The sequence below is a fragment of the Reinekea sp. G2M2-21 genome, from assembly GCF_015687175.1.
GTDB lineage: Bacteria > Pseudomonadota > Gammaproteobacteria > Pseudomonadales > Natronospirillaceae > Reinekea.
Genome location: NZ_JADPQG010000004.1, coordinates 21,639 through 36,047 on the forward strand (window position 1 = coordinate 21,639; position 14,409 = coordinate 36,047).

15 protein-coding genes are annotated in these 14,409 nt (G+C 47.4%); 10 read left to right on the forward strand and 5 right to left on the reverse strand.

Annotated features, from left to right (window positions below; translation table 11 throughout):
* Positions 1–22 precede the first annotated feature (22 nt).
* Positions 23–1,942: a family 43 glycosylhydrolase gene (locus IYN85_RS15265; RefSeq protein ID WP_196159788.1), complete on the forward strand. Its 1,920-nt coding sequence runs from the start codon at positions 23–25 to the stop codon at positions 1,940–1,942.
* 89 nt (positions 1,943–2,031) lie between these two features.
* Here IYN85_RS15265 and IYN85_RS15270 read toward each other — a convergent pair whose 3' ends face one another.
* Together IYN85_RS15270 and IYN85_RS15275 are read right to left on the reverse strand one after the other, a co-directional pair.
* On the reverse strand, positions 2,032–2,784 hold the full coding sequence (locus tag IYN85_RS15270; protein WP_196159789.1) for a sulfite exporter TauE/SafE family protein: 753 nt from the start codon (positions 2,782–2,784) through the stop codon (positions 2,032–2,034).
* Between the two features lie 10 nt (positions 2,785–2,794).
* Positions 2,795–3,172, reverse strand: a complete 378-nt coding sequence (locus IYN85_RS15275) for a DUF2750 domain-containing protein (RefSeq protein WP_196159790.1) — start codon at positions 3,170–3,172, stop codon at positions 2,795–2,797.
* Between the two features lie 1,024 nt (positions 3,173–4,196).
* Between IYN85_RS15275 and IYN85_RS15280 the strand changes: the two genes are divergently transcribed.
* From IYN85_RS15280 to IYN85_RS15315, 8 genes are all read left to right on the forward strand, one after another.
* On the forward strand, positions 4,197–4,547 hold the full coding sequence (locus IYN85_RS15280; RefSeq protein WP_196159791.1) for a hypothetical protein: 351 nt from the start codon (positions 4,197–4,199) through the stop codon (positions 4,545–4,547).
* Positions 4,548–4,669: 122 nt separating this feature from the next.
* Positions 4,670–5,158, forward strand: coding sequence for a JAB domain-containing protein (locus tag IYN85_RS15285; protein ID WP_196159792.1), 489 nt, complete (start codon positions 4,670–4,672; stop codon positions 5,156–5,158).
* Between the two features lie 717 nt (positions 5,159–5,875).
* Positions 5,876–7,168, forward strand: coding sequence for an AAA family ATPase (locus IYN85_RS15290; RefSeq protein ID WP_196159793.1), 1,293 nt, complete (start codon positions 5,876–5,878; stop codon positions 7,166–7,168).
* Between the two features lie 580 nt (positions 7,169–7,748).
* Positions 7,749–8,636 (forward strand): toll/interleukin-1 receptor domain-containing protein, encoded by an 888-nt coding sequence (locus IYN85_RS15295; protein ID WP_196159794.1) that lies wholly within the window; start codon positions 7,749–7,751, stop codon positions 8,634–8,636.
* Positions 8,637–8,992: 356 nt separating this feature from the next.
* Positions 8,993–9,175 carry a hypothetical protein gene (locus tag IYN85_RS15300; RefSeq protein WP_196159795.1) on the forward strand — a complete coding sequence of 61 codons (183 nt, stop codon included), beginning with the start codon at positions 8,993–8,995 and terminating at the stop codon, positions 9,173–9,175.
* A gap of 32 nt (positions 9,176–9,207) precedes the next feature.
* Positions 9,208–9,678 carry a DUF1203 domain-containing protein gene (locus IYN85_RS15305; RefSeq protein WP_196159796.1) on the forward strand — a complete coding sequence of 157 codons (471 nt, stop codon included), beginning with the start codon at positions 9,208–9,210 and terminating at the stop codon, positions 9,676–9,678.
* Between the two features lie 148 nt (positions 9,679–9,826).
* The gene (locus IYN85_RS15310) at positions 9,827–10,930 is read left to right on the forward strand and encodes an agmatine/peptidylarginine deiminase (RefSeq protein WP_196159797.1); all 1,104 of its coding nucleotides are present in this window, start codon (positions 9,827–9,829) and stop codon (positions 10,928–10,930) included.
* Positions 10,931–11,162: 232 nt separating this feature from the next.
* Complete coding sequence (locus IYN85_RS15315) at positions 11,163–11,552, forward strand: hypothetical protein (protein WP_196159798.1); 390 nt, start codon at positions 11,163–11,165, stop codon at positions 11,550–11,552.
* 129 nt (positions 11,553–11,681) lie between these two features.
* Here the strand turns inward: IYN85_RS15315 and IYN85_RS15320 are convergent, their stop codons facing one another.
* The 3 genes from IYN85_RS15320 to IYN85_RS15330 form a co-directional block, all read right to left on the reverse strand.
* A complete protein-coding gene (locus tag IYN85_RS15320) occupies positions 11,682–12,434 on the reverse strand; it encodes a class I SAM-dependent methyltransferase (RefSeq protein ID WP_196159799.1) in 753 nt (250 codons plus the stop codon).
* Positions 12,435–12,458: 24 nt separating this feature from the next.
* The gene (locus tag IYN85_RS15325) at positions 12,459–12,896 is read right to left on the reverse strand and encodes a hypothetical protein (protein WP_196159800.1); all 438 of its coding nucleotides are present in this window, start codon (positions 12,894–12,896) and stop codon (positions 12,459–12,461) included.
* Positions 12,897–12,967: 71 nt separating this feature from the next.
* A complete protein-coding gene (locus IYN85_RS15330) occupies positions 12,968–13,774 on the reverse strand; it encodes a helix-turn-helix domain-containing protein (RefSeq protein WP_196159801.1) in 807 nt (268 codons plus the stop codon).
* Positions 13,775–13,888: 114 nt separating this feature from the next.
* Between IYN85_RS15330 and IYN85_RS15335 the strand changes: the two genes are divergently transcribed.
* Complete coding sequence (locus IYN85_RS15335) at positions 13,889–14,275, forward strand: hypothetical protein (RefSeq protein ID WP_196159802.1); 387 nt, start codon at positions 13,889–13,891, stop codon at positions 14,273–14,275.
* Positions 14,276–14,409: the final 134 nt, after the last annotated feature.

Genomic DNA, 14,409 nt, shown 5'->3' on the forward strand with positions numbered 1-14,409 from the left:
CGCAACACAAAGGATACATAAGATGAAAAGATCAGTCTCCGTCAGCGCAATGCTTTGGCGGGCTTTCTGCACAATGATGTTACTGGCAACCCTGGTTGGGGTGAGCCAGGCCACTCCCTTTCAAAACCCACTGAATACCAGCCATGGGGGCGACCCTTGGTTGCAGTATCACGAAGGGTACTACTACTTGGCGTCCACGACTTGGTCGAACGAAATTACCATGAAAAAAGCCACCACCATGGCTGGTTTGGCAACCGCTGAAACTGTACGAATCTGGGATGGCAGCCAAGACCCTGCAACCCGTTGCTGCAACATGTGGGCGTTCGAATTTCATTTGATTGACAGTGAAAATGGACCGCGCTGGTACTTTCACTACACGGCTGGTGTCGCCGAAAACTACGATGGCCAACGCATGCATGTGTTGGAAAGTGAAGGCACAGACCCAATGGGGCCTTACCACTACAAAGGTCAATTAGAAGATTCAATTGGTGGCTGGGCGATAGACGGCAGTTACATGACCTTGAATAACAACCTGTACTTCCTCTTTTCCGCTTGGGATGGCGCGTATCAGAAACTCTACATTGCCCCCATGAGTAACCCTTGGACCATCAGTGGCAATCGTGTAGAAATTTCAACCCCGGAGTACCCGTGGGAAACCCAGCTGAACAACGTCAATGAAGGCGCAGTTGCGTTGCAGCATAATGGCAAAACCTTCGTGGTGTATTCGGCCAGTTTCTGCGATGGGCCTGAGTATAAACTGGGCATGCTGACCTACCAGGGCGGCGATCCATTAACCAAAAATGCCTGGTATAAAAACCCGGAACCTGTTTTCCAGCGTGCGGATCAACACAGTGTTTTTGGTACCGGTCATAATGGTTTTTTCAAATCTCCTGACGGCACCGAGCAATGGATTGTGTACCACGGGCAGGATTCCATCACCGGCGGCTGCGACAACGACCGCACCACACGCGTACAAAAATTGGATTGGAACGCAGACGGCACGCCCAACTTTGGTATTCCGTTACCGACCGACGCCATAATCGCTGCGCCTTCCGGTGAAATAAACAGCGGTAACTTTACCGGTGTCAGAATAGAAGCGATGAACTACCCCAACTATTACCTGCGCCATTTCGACTACCGCGCGAAAGTTGAAGGTGATATTCGTGTTTTTGCCGACTCACAATGGATTCAGCGTCCGGGCTTGGCCGACGCCAATGGTGTGTCTTTTGAATCCGTTAATTTCCCTGGGTACTTTTTGCGCCATCAGGATTTTGAAGTATTCGTGCAGGAGTATGACAATTCGACGTTATTTAATAACGACGCGACCTTTTACGTGCGTCAGGGTTTAGCGGACCGGACTCTGACATCATTCGAAGCGTATGGTTTCCCTGGAATGTATTTGCGTCACCAAGACCTGAACCTGAACATCACGGCCGCAACGTCCGACCTCGCTAAGAAAGACGCAACCTTCCGGTTGCATGTTGGTGGTACGGCACCGGCCTTAATCGCCGGAGCGGAGTATTACATCAAGAACCGTAACAGCCAGAAGTGTTTACGAACCTATAACCGATCAACAGCGAATGCCGCCAGAGTGGTTCAGTTTACCTGTACACAAAGCGCGGATGAAAAATGGCGGTTGGTGCAATTGGGTGCCAACGAATATCAGTTCGTTCATGTGAAGAGCGGCAAGTACGCAGACATATTCGGCGCTTCCCTGTCTGCCGGGGCCGATAACATTATCTGGCCCAACAATGGCGGGCAAAACCAGAAGTGGCGGCTCAATTATCAGAATAACGGCTATTACCACATCACCAATGTGAACTCGAATCTGCGGCTCGATATTTCTGGCGCCACCAAGGCAGAAAACGGCAGCAACATTCAGTGGACAGGCAACAACGGCGATAATCAGGAATGGATGTTCATACTGGCGGACACCCCTTAATACAGACTTAAAGTAAAAATAAAAAAAGGCACGGTGTTCACCGTGCCTTTTCTCACTATGAGACCCTAAAAACCTTTCTGCACTCTTCGCTACAACAAACGCACACCGTCGAACATTAACTTAAGCCCGGCTAACAGCAGGAACACATTCACGATGCGGTAAAACACCTTGGGTGATATTTTGTCGTGCAGGAAATAACCGGCGGCGATGCCCACGGGCGCCAAGGGCAGTAACACCAACGACGTAGCCAGGTTGGCACTGCTGAGCTGACCCAGCCAGAAATAGGGGATAAGTTTCACGTAGTTGATGACCGCGAACAGTACCGTATTGGTCCCCACATACAGCGTAGGCGCCAGCCGTTGCGGCAGTAAATACACACTGATGGGTGGACCGCCAGCGTGAATACCAAAGCTGGTAAAGCCCGATATGGTCGCCCAGAAAGTCCCTTTAACCCGGTTAATACCGGCTGCCACGGTGCTTTCATGCTTGGTCCAAAAATGGACTGAAAAGCCGATCGCGATCGCACCAATCAACAAACGCACATGCGCCTCAGACAAGTACCGGAAGGTAAAACCACCAATGGTAATGCCCAGAATGGCACCTGGAATCATGATTTTCAGGTTCGCCACATGCCACTGTCGCCAGAATTTGCGCAGCGCCAGTAAATCCATCACACACAAAATAGGCAGCAGAATAGCCGCTGCCTGGGGCGGCGCAACCGCCAAAGACATGAGCGGTACACTCAGAATACCAATAGCCCCGCCAAAACCGCCTTTAGCCAAGCCAAACAGCAAAACGGCGGGAATAGCGCAAAAATAGAAAAATGGATCGTTGATTAACACAGATGATCGGTTAAGACATAGCCGCGATCAGGTCGTCATCAAACTCTTCAGAAGACAACACAATGGCTTCTTCCTGCCGGTTCGGGAACATTGCAACCGCATAACCATCTTCGCGCAAACCCTTAGTCCAGCGGGCTTGCCAGTCGGTTAAACTCACACTGTGCGGCGTGCAATCGGCCCAATCGCCCTTAATCCACGCCTTCGCCGCCTCTTCTGAAGGCCACACCGGCACACATTCCTCGTTATCGCAATCCAGCAGCACACTGCCGCCATCGCCAACAAGAATCCACAATTCTTGCTGCTCAACCGCCTGCGTCAGCAGGTAATCGTAACGTTCTTGCGGGGATTGGGTTTCCAACTGGGCTAGGGTGACAGCGGATGAAGACATAAAAACACACCAAAATAAGAAAACGCCATTATGGCCGTTTGCCTGGGATGGGTCGAGCCGAAATTTACCAGACCGTATTCGAACCCGCCTGCTAAGGCTGCTACGAATGGTACTTACTTAAATATATTTACTTTGTATTTGAGGCTTTAGCAACATTCAGTGACTTCGTTGATTTGGGAGACTTTTTACGTCAAGGACCGTATTTGCCAGCTCACTTGTTCAAGCATCCCTGCTCGAGAATGAGTAGGAACCAGCACGCTCGATATAATCGGAAGAGGTGTATATAGCTGTTCCGTCGCATCTGCTTTGGCTGCCATAGTTGACACTTCGCAACGGATTCAAGGGCATGGATGCCCTTGGAAGCGCCGTGCGTGCAGGGATCGCCGACTTGTCGGCGCACGCTCAAGCGACCGTTCGAACGAAGTGTCAGCTATGAAAGAGAACCAAAGCGGGCGACAAACGGGGGTGCAAGGGGGCTGCCCCCTTGGAAAGAAAAAACACCACGCATCATCATCGCGGTAAGTCTAACCGTTTACTTAATCCAGTCATTGGTGTCGCACCAAAACGAGCGACAAATGGAGGGGTGAAAATCGATTAGAAGCGATGTCGCAATGAGCTTCGATTCAATTTTTATGACTTCACCACTGGTGAAGGCGGGATCAAGGGGCTGCCCCCTTGAAAAGGAAAACGCCCAACTAACCCAAGTCTTACACTACCCAAACACCACAAAACTAATTCCAACAAGAGGTAAGAACCAGCACGAGTACAAACCCTTAAAAAGACACAAAGAAATCCCACCCTCTCACTGAAAAAAACAATTTTTTTTAGACACTCATCACAATAAATTCACATCACACAAAAAAGTATTTGAGTTAACCGAACACCCAGTGTTTTATACAGGTTGGTTTTTGGGAAACAACAGGAGGCAAATAACGAAAATCAGGTAGCGAAAACTAAGCGCTACCCAAGAGTGTTCGCAGCACTCAAGGGCAGCTAACCACAACCGATATACTAGGTATCAATTATGGCTAAGCAGGATTCTAAGCTAGAGCACCGCTCGTTCCAAGAAAATTTCCACTCACAAGAAAAACTAAGCGCACAAAACAGCGACCTTCAACACCCCGTTGAAGCGAAAAAAGCTTGTGAAACTGCTGTTCACACAACAGCAAACTCCACACACGCCAACCGGCACCGAAACCCACAGATAGAAACCGACCCCGCGTATCTACGCGCACTACACTGGTGGCGTTTTCGTATAGCCCTGGCGTTGTACACCGGAGCTTTTCCAAATTCGATGCGGCTAAAGCCGTGTTCCGTGACCTATGTGAGTTATCAGCAACTGTTAAAGCAGAACCGAAGTAACAACAGACGCTGAACAAACGCAGTAAAAAACACAGAACACAATGCTTAGCCGCACATCTTGCCTGCGCAAGCAGGCAAGGTTTCTGATGCTTAAAAAAACAGAAATAAAATGAACTAACGAAAAGCGAGAATATCATGTACAAAAAAATCACCAACATAGACGACGAACTGCTGTTCACTCACGCCCATCAACGTGAACTGGAAAAACCCAACCCCGTGATATTGGACAGCATCGCCCGTGCCGAGCTGTACATTGCCAATACCTTTATTCATTTAAAACACGAAGCCATTCACGCACTCATGCTCAGTACGCGGAGCGTGTTATTAGAAAGCCGAACCATCCTCTCCGGCAAATTTTCCCTCAAAGAACTCACAACTAATTTGTTGATCAGCCACATTATTCAAGCCAACGCCACACGGCTTATCCTTATTCACCACAACCCTAAAGGAAACTTATCGATCAAAGACAAACACCTCCTGGAAGCCACGCGCATCAAAGACAGATTATTGGAATACTCAATCTGGCTGGATGACTTCTTCCTCATCACCAAAGCCGACACTGTTAACAGCAGTGGCTACAACCGGATGAACACCACCTCACTCGCAAGATTGGGTTTAGTGTGACAGATTTTTCGTAGGAGCCTTCGGAGCAACGCTGAGAGGCGATAACCGTGTGGGTCGGGCTTTAGCCCGACATTGCCTAACCATACCGTTCACCCTGAGCGCGTAGCAGTCGAAGGGGCACTAATAATGTAGGTTGCGGCTTTAGCCCAACATCGCCTAACCATACCGTTCGCCCAGAGCGCGTAGCAGTCGAAGTGGCAATGGGTTTACAGGCCGCGGCTATAGTTCAGGCAGTCGCTGCAATGGCAGATACCCGTTGCCCAGTCACACTAAAAAACGCCACTTTCACGCCAAAAAAGCCATTGCGCCGAATTTCCCGGAAATTGTCTGAATATCTATGCACGCGCCGCAAAACCTCAGCAATATCGAAATAATAATCAGTGTTTTAGACTAACCCCCATGAACAGGGCGTTTCAGGCGCAGAAGTATTTCGGTAAAAACCGCTCGTGCGGTTTTTTAGGGTGATCAGATTGACAATAGTGTCTGCACCGCCGAATATGACTGGCATTGAGCCGAATATGACTAGAAACTAATTTTGACTATCCGGCGCCGGGAAAAACCGCTGTAGCGGCATAATTATGGTATGGACACTATCTTCTACACTGGGGTTGTTCAATCAACGCATGAGGAGATTACCTTGAAAGAAATTGCATCTATTGCCGATATCGATATTGCCAAACTGTTAGCTATTATGTGCGAACTCAAAAAGGATTAATAATGATAGATCCAGAAAAAGGCTTTACGTCGGACGTAATCACAGACCCAAATCGATTCGTTGGCCGAATAGACTTAATTAGATCGTGTATGCAAGCTCTAAACTCCCCCAACAGCTTAATCGCTATTTATGGTAAGCGAGGTGTTGGTAAATCATCCCTTTTGAGACAAGTCCAACAAATGGCTCTGGGAGACTATACGCTTGCAACCCATGCTGGGTTGAATCATGAAATTCCGATCAAGCCGAGAAAGTATTTAACAGTCTTCTATACTTGCGATTCGATTATTGAGTCGGGCGAAGCTCTTGTATCTCGGCTGTGTAATGATCAGGATGAAGAAGACGGTTTGCTTAGATTAGTTCCTCATGATGGAAAAGAAATTGTAGAATTCACAAGAGCCAAAGAGGTTTCTGCTGGAGCGGACTTAAAGGTCGTTAATTGGGGCGCTAAAGGCGTAGAGACATCAAAATATGCTCGTGTTGTTGAAGGAGATACAGTTCAAACATTCAGGAATTTCGTTTCTTCTATTGTTCAACACCAAGTTAAAGGTCGTATGAAAAGAGATGGATTGCTAATTTTACTCGATGAGTTTGATGTTCTTGAGAATAAACGAGGGCTTGGATCACTAATTAAATCTCTCAGTTCAAAAGATATTAAATTTGGTATTTGTGGCATCGGTCAAGACTTAACTGACTTAATTGAAGATCATGCCTCAGTTGAGAGATTACTAGAGCAAGGAGCTATCCATGTCAAAACCATGCCTACGCCAGAGGCTAGAAATATTCTCAATAAAGCTGAAGAACTTTTCAAAGGCGAACTAGCAATTGAAAATGATGTAAAGGATGAAATTGTACGAGTATCACAAGGCTACCCATATTTTATACAAATGATCGGAAAGTCATGCGTTAGCAAAGCATCGCAACTTGGACTTCAAACTATAAATATGCATGTTTACAACCGAGTTCTTGAAGATATCAAAGGAGGAGTTGCGTTCCCAACTTTGGAAAGCTCATATCAAAGAGCAATAGGAAATTCTGAAGCGCGTCAAATGCTATTGCATCTAATGGCGGAACAACCGGAAGAAAATACTCTTTTTCACGAGGATGTTGGACGGATATTTCTAAAAAAAGTTCGTAGTGATGCGGAAGACTTTGATGTCGACTATCTAGATCAGAACCTGCCTCGACTACTAGATAAGAAATTTGGATCTGTCATTCGTCGCATTCCGGAAGGGCAAGGTATCTACGAGTTTACAAACCCAGTATTTCGGCTTTATGTGAACCTCCGAGTAATATAGTTAACAAATCGTTACACCGGACGATCCGGTGAACGCGGCGCTCTATTTAAAGGAAAACTATATGCCAAATTAAAGCTGAGATACTTTCTGTTAAAGAATAAATCGAAATACAATTAGCAGCAGGTCTTTCACGGAAGTCAGAGGAAGTCGCGGAAATTTCACTTCCAAATTCTATATATGGTGTAACAGTTTATAGCGGTGATGAACAAGTTGGTATCGCTCGAATAATTGGTGTTAGCGGTTGTTTCTTCGAAGGTACTGACATGGCTGTTCTACCAGAACACCAAGGATAGGGTGTTGGCCGTTTAATATTGAAGCACCCAGCACAATGGCTGAAGGAAAAGGCGCCAAAGACAGCCTACATAAGTCTAATGGCTGACCACTGTACTCCCGAGTTTTATGCGAGATTTGGCTTCAAAATGGCTGAGTTGCCAAAGTCGATTGGTATGTTAATGCGCATTTTATAATAGAATAAGGCGCAACACCCGGCCCGCTACCGGGTCTTGGACAAGAAACTCATTAGCGTTCGTTTTTTGTTGATGTGCGCAACGTTTGATTATTAGAGGAAGGTCGGAGAATAATGACGATTAAAATATTTGTAAGCCATGCAGCCGCTGACGAAAAGCTTGCCTCAGCATTAGTTGATTGTATTTTTTCTTGCATGGTTCTAGATGATGAAGAAGTCAGATGTACTTCTGTTCCGGGTCATAAACTTCCGATTGGCGGCGATTCAGCCAGTATTCTTCGCGATGAATTGAGTAAAACTGGTGTTGTAGTCGGTCTACTTACTCAGAATTCTATTTCGTCTAGCTGGGTATTATTTGAGCTGGGAGCGACATGGGGAGCTAGAAAGAATTTGCAGCCTCTATTGGCTGATGATGTAGATTATGCGGAGCTTCCTGGTCCTCTATCAGGATGTCACGCAGGGAAATTGGCAGAGAAGAATGATTTAGTGCAGTTTTTTGAAGAGCTCCGAAAAGTTATAGGAGCAAAAGCACGATCAGCTGCAAAAATTGATGCTGCGATAAATCAATTAATAAAAGAGAATTTGGAATTTTCGAAAATATCATTGACGCCAAAACCACCAAAAAAAATAAATGCAAAATCTAATATTCCTGACCCAACTATCTCTGGAATGAAGTTTTCTGAACTGACAAAGATTCTCGAGAAGGACAAAATAGTCATACCACCACCGCACAGTGGATCTGAAGAGGAAGTTGAATCGAATCTTTTGACTCTGTTTATCGCTAATCATACATCTTTCGGCGATGGTCTTCAGAGCAATTGGGACTCTGAATCTGCGGGTGGGTTCTTGTATAGAGAAGTAGGCTTAAAGTTAATACCTTATGAGTTAGTTAAATTTGACAAACTACCTGCGGCCCAAGCGAAATGGTTTAAACGGCTCATCATTTCTCCAAATGGGCAGAAGTTTATAGCTCACTTTAATAGGTTAAGGGTAAGTGAGTGACCATTATCCAGCAAATCAAAGCACGAAGATGCAGCGAAGCTGCGCCGGTGTTTGAGGCGTTAAGATTCATATTTTGAAGTTGAAGATAGCTATCGAAATATTGTCAGTTTTATTAATAGCATCTGTGACATTGAATATTCTGACTACACGGGTGTCTCTAGGTTATTTTGATGACAGCTACAGAGACCTAGCACAAACATATATCTTTAATTCCGAGGTGCTGGCATCGCTTAAAGAATATGATACTGAAAAAGCAATAGAGCTACTAGCAGAGAAAAATAAAGGCCACGCGTTTTTCTTGGGGATTTTCTTCATTGAAAAGTGCTCTAAAGGAATGGGTAAGGTGTTTCAGGAATATGATGTTAAATGCCTTAACAATCGACTGTGATAAAACCTACGTGAGTAACAATATCCACATCCACATCCACATCCACATCCACATCCACATCCGCATCCGCATCCGCATTCACATCCCAGTCACCGCAATCCCCAGCACCAGTTCCGAATATGGCGATGATCTTACCAACGAACCCCTATAATTTTGGTTTTAAAACCTACGGGGTTCACCGCCATGACAGACTTCATCATTAAACCGCTTGAAAAACACATTTTTGCAGGCTTTGTTAAAGCAACCGAACAGGAATTGAAAACCCATAACGCAAAATGGATCCTGGCGGATGCCTACCCGGGTTACCCCTGCCGGGTATCGCTCGTAGAAGCTAAAGTCGGTGAGAGTGTTTCGGTACTACCATATGTTCATCACGATGTTGCCTCCCCATACCGTGCCTCCGGACCGATTTTTGTGCGGGAGCATGCAGAAACAGCACAACCCGGTGTTAATGAAATCCCGGAGATATTACGGGAAAGAGTGCTTTCCGTAAGAGCTTACAACAATCAACACTTCATGGATCATGCCGAAATAGTGCAAGGTGCGGCATTGGAAGCCAGTATCCGAAAGTTGCTGGATAACAGCCATGTGGCGTATTTGCACATTCATAATGCAAACCCTGGCTGTTTTAATTGCAGTGTGTATCGGGCCTAAAGCGTTATGCAAACACGCGGAAAGTTAGAGAGGCGGTTGGGTTACATCCACGGTTATCTGGCTCTATAATCGGGCTGGCAATTTAACGAATAGGGCGAGTCTTCGAAATGCTTTTAACGGTTACTCTTTTTAAAGACGTCAAAAAATCATGATTAACCGGCGTGGTTTCATTAAGACCCTCAGTGCGGTTGGCGCAGCCGCTCTGCTGGGTGCCCCGAAAGAGGTGTTTGCTATGTCAACCGATCAGAAAACCTGGTTCATGCCAGATGAGAGCGACCCACACAAACGCACCTGGATGGCCTTTGGCGCCAGTCAAAAAATCTGGGGCAGGCAGCTCTTGCCGGATGTTCAACGCAATTTGGCTTCTATCGCATTGACCATCGCCAAATACGAGCCGGTTTCCATGCTTGTTCGCGAAGCGGATATGGCGTTAGCGAGACAATTGATGGGCGACAAAGTTGAGCTGATCAGTTGCCCGCTCGATGATTTGTGGATGCGCGATACAGGCCCCGTGTTTGTCGTCACCGCGAATGGCGAAAAGGCCGCAGTAGATTTCAATTTTAACGGGTGGGGCAAGAAACAAACCTTTGGCAATGACGCAAAGGTGGCCGCCTTCGTTGCCCTGCGATCGGATGTGCCACGTATTGAGACCAACTTGGTGCTTGAGGGCGGCGGAATAGAAGTAGACGGTCACGGTACGGCCATCATAACCGAAAGCTGTGTACTCAATAAAAACCGCAACCCAGGTGTCACGAAAAGCCAATGTGAACAGGAGTTAAAGCGGTTGCTGGGGTTGGAAAAAATCATCTGGTTGCCCGGTATTAAAGGCAAAGATATTACCGATGGTCACACGGATTTTTATGCGCGTTTTGCTCGGCCTGGGGTTGTCATTGCGGGTTATGACCCGTTCCCGGAATCGTTCGATCATGAAGTGACAAAACGTCACCTGGAGATATTAAACCAAACGACAGATGCCAACGGTCGGAAAATTGAAGTGGTCGTTCTGGAAGCACCCGCAACCGTTCGTAAAACGTTTGATAGTGAAGACTTTGCAGCAGGTTACATTAATTTCTATGTGTGCAATGGTGCCGTGATAGCGCCTGAGTTTGGTGACGCGGTAGCCGACGCAGCGGCAAAAAGGGAATTGCAGAAAGCGTTTCCAGGGCGTGACGTCGTACAGCTCAATATTGATGCTATTGCCGCCGGTGGCGGGGGGATTCATTGCACCACTCAACAGGAACCACGGATCTAGGAAATCGATTTATTGAATGACTTCCATGAATCGAATGCACAATGCTGCGAATGAATATCGGCCGATGGCCTCTGTCGAGTAGTTACCAAGTAGGCGAGTGTGAGTGGATTCGTTAGCGAAAACAAATTGCGAGTGCTTGCAGAAGCATGAAAACGCCGACTTGGTGAATGGCCTGCGTGCTTATCATCAGGAAACAGGGTAGAAAATAAACAAGTGTTGGAACAGGGAAACGATGAAACCAGATTACAGCAGATACAGCTATAGCCAGCTGATTCAAGCACTGCACGCGATCGATCGGGATAAATGGCCTGACCGGGTAGAAGAGATTGAAGCGGAACTTCAAACGGATCGAATCCAGACTGAAATAAGCACAATAGCATTGAAGGAAGAAGAGTATGACCGCCAACAGGCCGACAACCATCTCAACAAGCTGAAGGGGCTACCCATCGCTTATTTACTTCTGGTGTTGGTGGTCTATGTAAACTCACCCGAATTACTAACGCTGGAAGGTCTCAAAACCGTGTCTCCGAAGTTTTGGGGGGTGATTCTGGCCAGTTTAATATTTGCCGTTTTGCAGTATTTCTATTACAAAGCCAAAACACAGGGCAGCAATAAGCGCTAACAATAAACTTTGCTTTTCAGATTAACGTTGCTTATTAGATAAACGTTGTTATGTCCATGAAGGGATGTCGGTCTACGTTGATGCCTGTTTGAAACAGGTTGAAGTCAGGGTGAAAGAACAAAGGGCTGCTTACAGCCCTTTTTTGGCGACTAACAAAAACCGGTGTGCTTTGGTGTTAAAGCCGCCGGTTTGTTCAATGTGATGGTGAAGTTCTACTAGTGCTTTTTCGTACGAGGCAATGCTGAAATCCGGTATTTGCCAGGGAATGGCTTTCAGGTACAGCATGAGTGCGCCGATGTCCAGAAATCGGGTAGCAGGAAAATCCTCTTCGCGGCGCGTCACCGCAAACCCCGCTTTCTCCAGCAAAGCCCCCGCGTGGTCGGCTTCCCAAGGTTCAAAGCTTAGCTGGGGTGTATCCATTAACCGGTCGTTGATTTCGCGGTTATCACGCGCACCAACCTGTTGGGTAATGAACCTACCACCGGGTTTTAATACCCGAAAAACTTCGGTGGGGTCGAACGATTCATGCCGGTTGATGACCAGGTCGAATCGGTTATCCGGGTAGGGCAGTAGATCGTCATCCTGAATTTGGCTGACGTCAATGCCCAATGGTGTAAGCCGGTCTCTTGCGACGGTTACGTTGGGCGGCCAGGCTTCGGTTGCGGAAACGTCTTTCGGCAGGTTCGGCAGGGAAGCCAGAAATTCCCCGCCGCCGGTGCCCATGTCCAAAACCGCATTTGCCTGGTTCAACAAGTCAATTACTAACGTGCGATAGTCCCAGTGTGGCGCTGACTCATGCCAGCGCGCCGTCAAATCACTGAAGTCCCATCCTTTTAATGACCAGTCTTCAGCTTCATCCCTATAGTGTTCGAAGGTTTTCATGGGCCTCCTTATTTGAGTTATGGCTTACTTCTTCTTCATACCGCGCAACACGCACGCCACGGTAAATACAATAAGCCCCAGCAGGAACAGGTAACCGCCCCAGCTGAATTCAAATACGTTCAAGAATAAATCGGCGGCAAAGTCTTGCATGGCGCCAGAGGCTTTGGCTGACAATTTGCCCAGTGTGCTGGTATCGGTCGATTTAAACAGACTCTTCAACGCGGGCAGCAGTAAGGTGATCCAAACGCCAGCCGCCGAGGCCAGAACAAACTTAGTTTGTTTGATAAAAATAAAAACCGGGGCCGATACAGCGAATAAAATGACGATATAAGATTCCAATGCTGCAATGCGGTTGTAACTGACGTCACCGATAACCGCCATCGTGGTTAACGGTAAAAACACGCCCACAGCGAGTAGCGTTGCGGAGAGGTAAATCCACATATCGAGATTCATTTTCTTCATCGGGTTTTCCTTTTGTTTGAGTTTGTCGCCAATGTAACCAACCAACGCAACGACCGCAATTTATTTGCCACTCACGAACTCCGTGGTGTGGGGTGAGCCGCGCTAAGTTGTTCAAAAAACCGCCGGGTGCGTTCATCCGACGGGAAATATTGTTCGATTGTCAGTTCCTGCAGGGTGATGTCGATCGGGGTTCCAAAGCTGGTGAGTGTTGAAAAGAGTGACAGGCTCTGGTCCGCAATAGCAAGTTCAACTGTTAGCATGGGCTGCTGATGTTGCGTGTCTGTTACCGCCCAGTGTGAGGGAAAGTCCGGGATCGCATGGAGCCGACTCAATAAGTCTGACTGGCGGTCCGTGAAGCGCCGCCGTTCTGTTAATAACCGGCTGTACAGGTGTTGAGCAACCGGTTGCCAGTTGCGGATAAACGGCCGATACCCCTTCGGGTGAAACATCAATTCCATGAGGTTATTCGAGTCCAGGAAGTCCGGCTGTAGGCGATGAACGGCCATTGCCAGGTTCTGTTGGGCTTGGTTGACCATCAGAATGTTCCAGTCCCAATCCAATACCATGGCTGGGTAAGGGTTTTGGTTTTCCAGAAGCATGGCCAATGCCTGGCGAACGGGTTGCATGTCTTCATGTTGCAAGGCGCGTTGGGAGTAGGCCGCCGCGTAGCCAGATTGAGCAAGCAGGGTATTGCGATCAGCGAGCGGAATATCCAGCACGTGCGCAAGGTGTAGCACCATTTCACGGCTCGGCTGTGATCGCCCGGTTTCTAAAAAGCTCAGATGCTTGGTCGAAACATCGGCGTTTAAACTGAGGTCGAGTTGGCTCATCGCCCGTTGTTTACGCCATTTTTTTAACGTTTCACCAAAAGCATTCATGTTCTTCTTCCTTCCATGGCTGGTTTGTTTTACCTCAGAGGTAATTGCGTAAAAGTATTCTATCCAGACAATAGCGGTGTGTTTTGACCGTTTCAATCCCAACAGGAGACTACAATGACCTTACTGAACTCTTTGCCAAACGTTTTTCGCGCCAATGCGGTGTTTTGTATTGCTTGTGCGCTGGATATGCTGTTGTTTTCCCGTCCGTTGGCGGCCCAATTGGGTGGTTTTGAACCAACGTATTTAATGTTTCTCAGCCTGGGGTTAATCGCCTTCGCCGGGTTTCTGGTCTGGGCCAGTATTGTGGGCATTGGCAAGCCATTGGCGCTGTTTGTTATCGCTGCTGACATCGGCTGGGTGGTCGGGTCGCTAATCGTGTTAGCGGTGTGGGCGAATGTGATGACGCTACTGGGTCAAGGGCTGATACTGGGCGTTGCTGTGTGTGTTCTGTTGTTCGCCGTGCTGGAACAACGGGCCTTGAAACAGCATTGCCAGGTGTAGTTGTTTGTGCATCATGTGTTGTGAGTGATGTTGAGCCTTGTAGACCAACCGGAACATCCGGTTGGTCACGGTGTTTAAGGCTCATTACAACACGCTTATACAGCTCACGATAACCAACAACGTTATGCAAATTC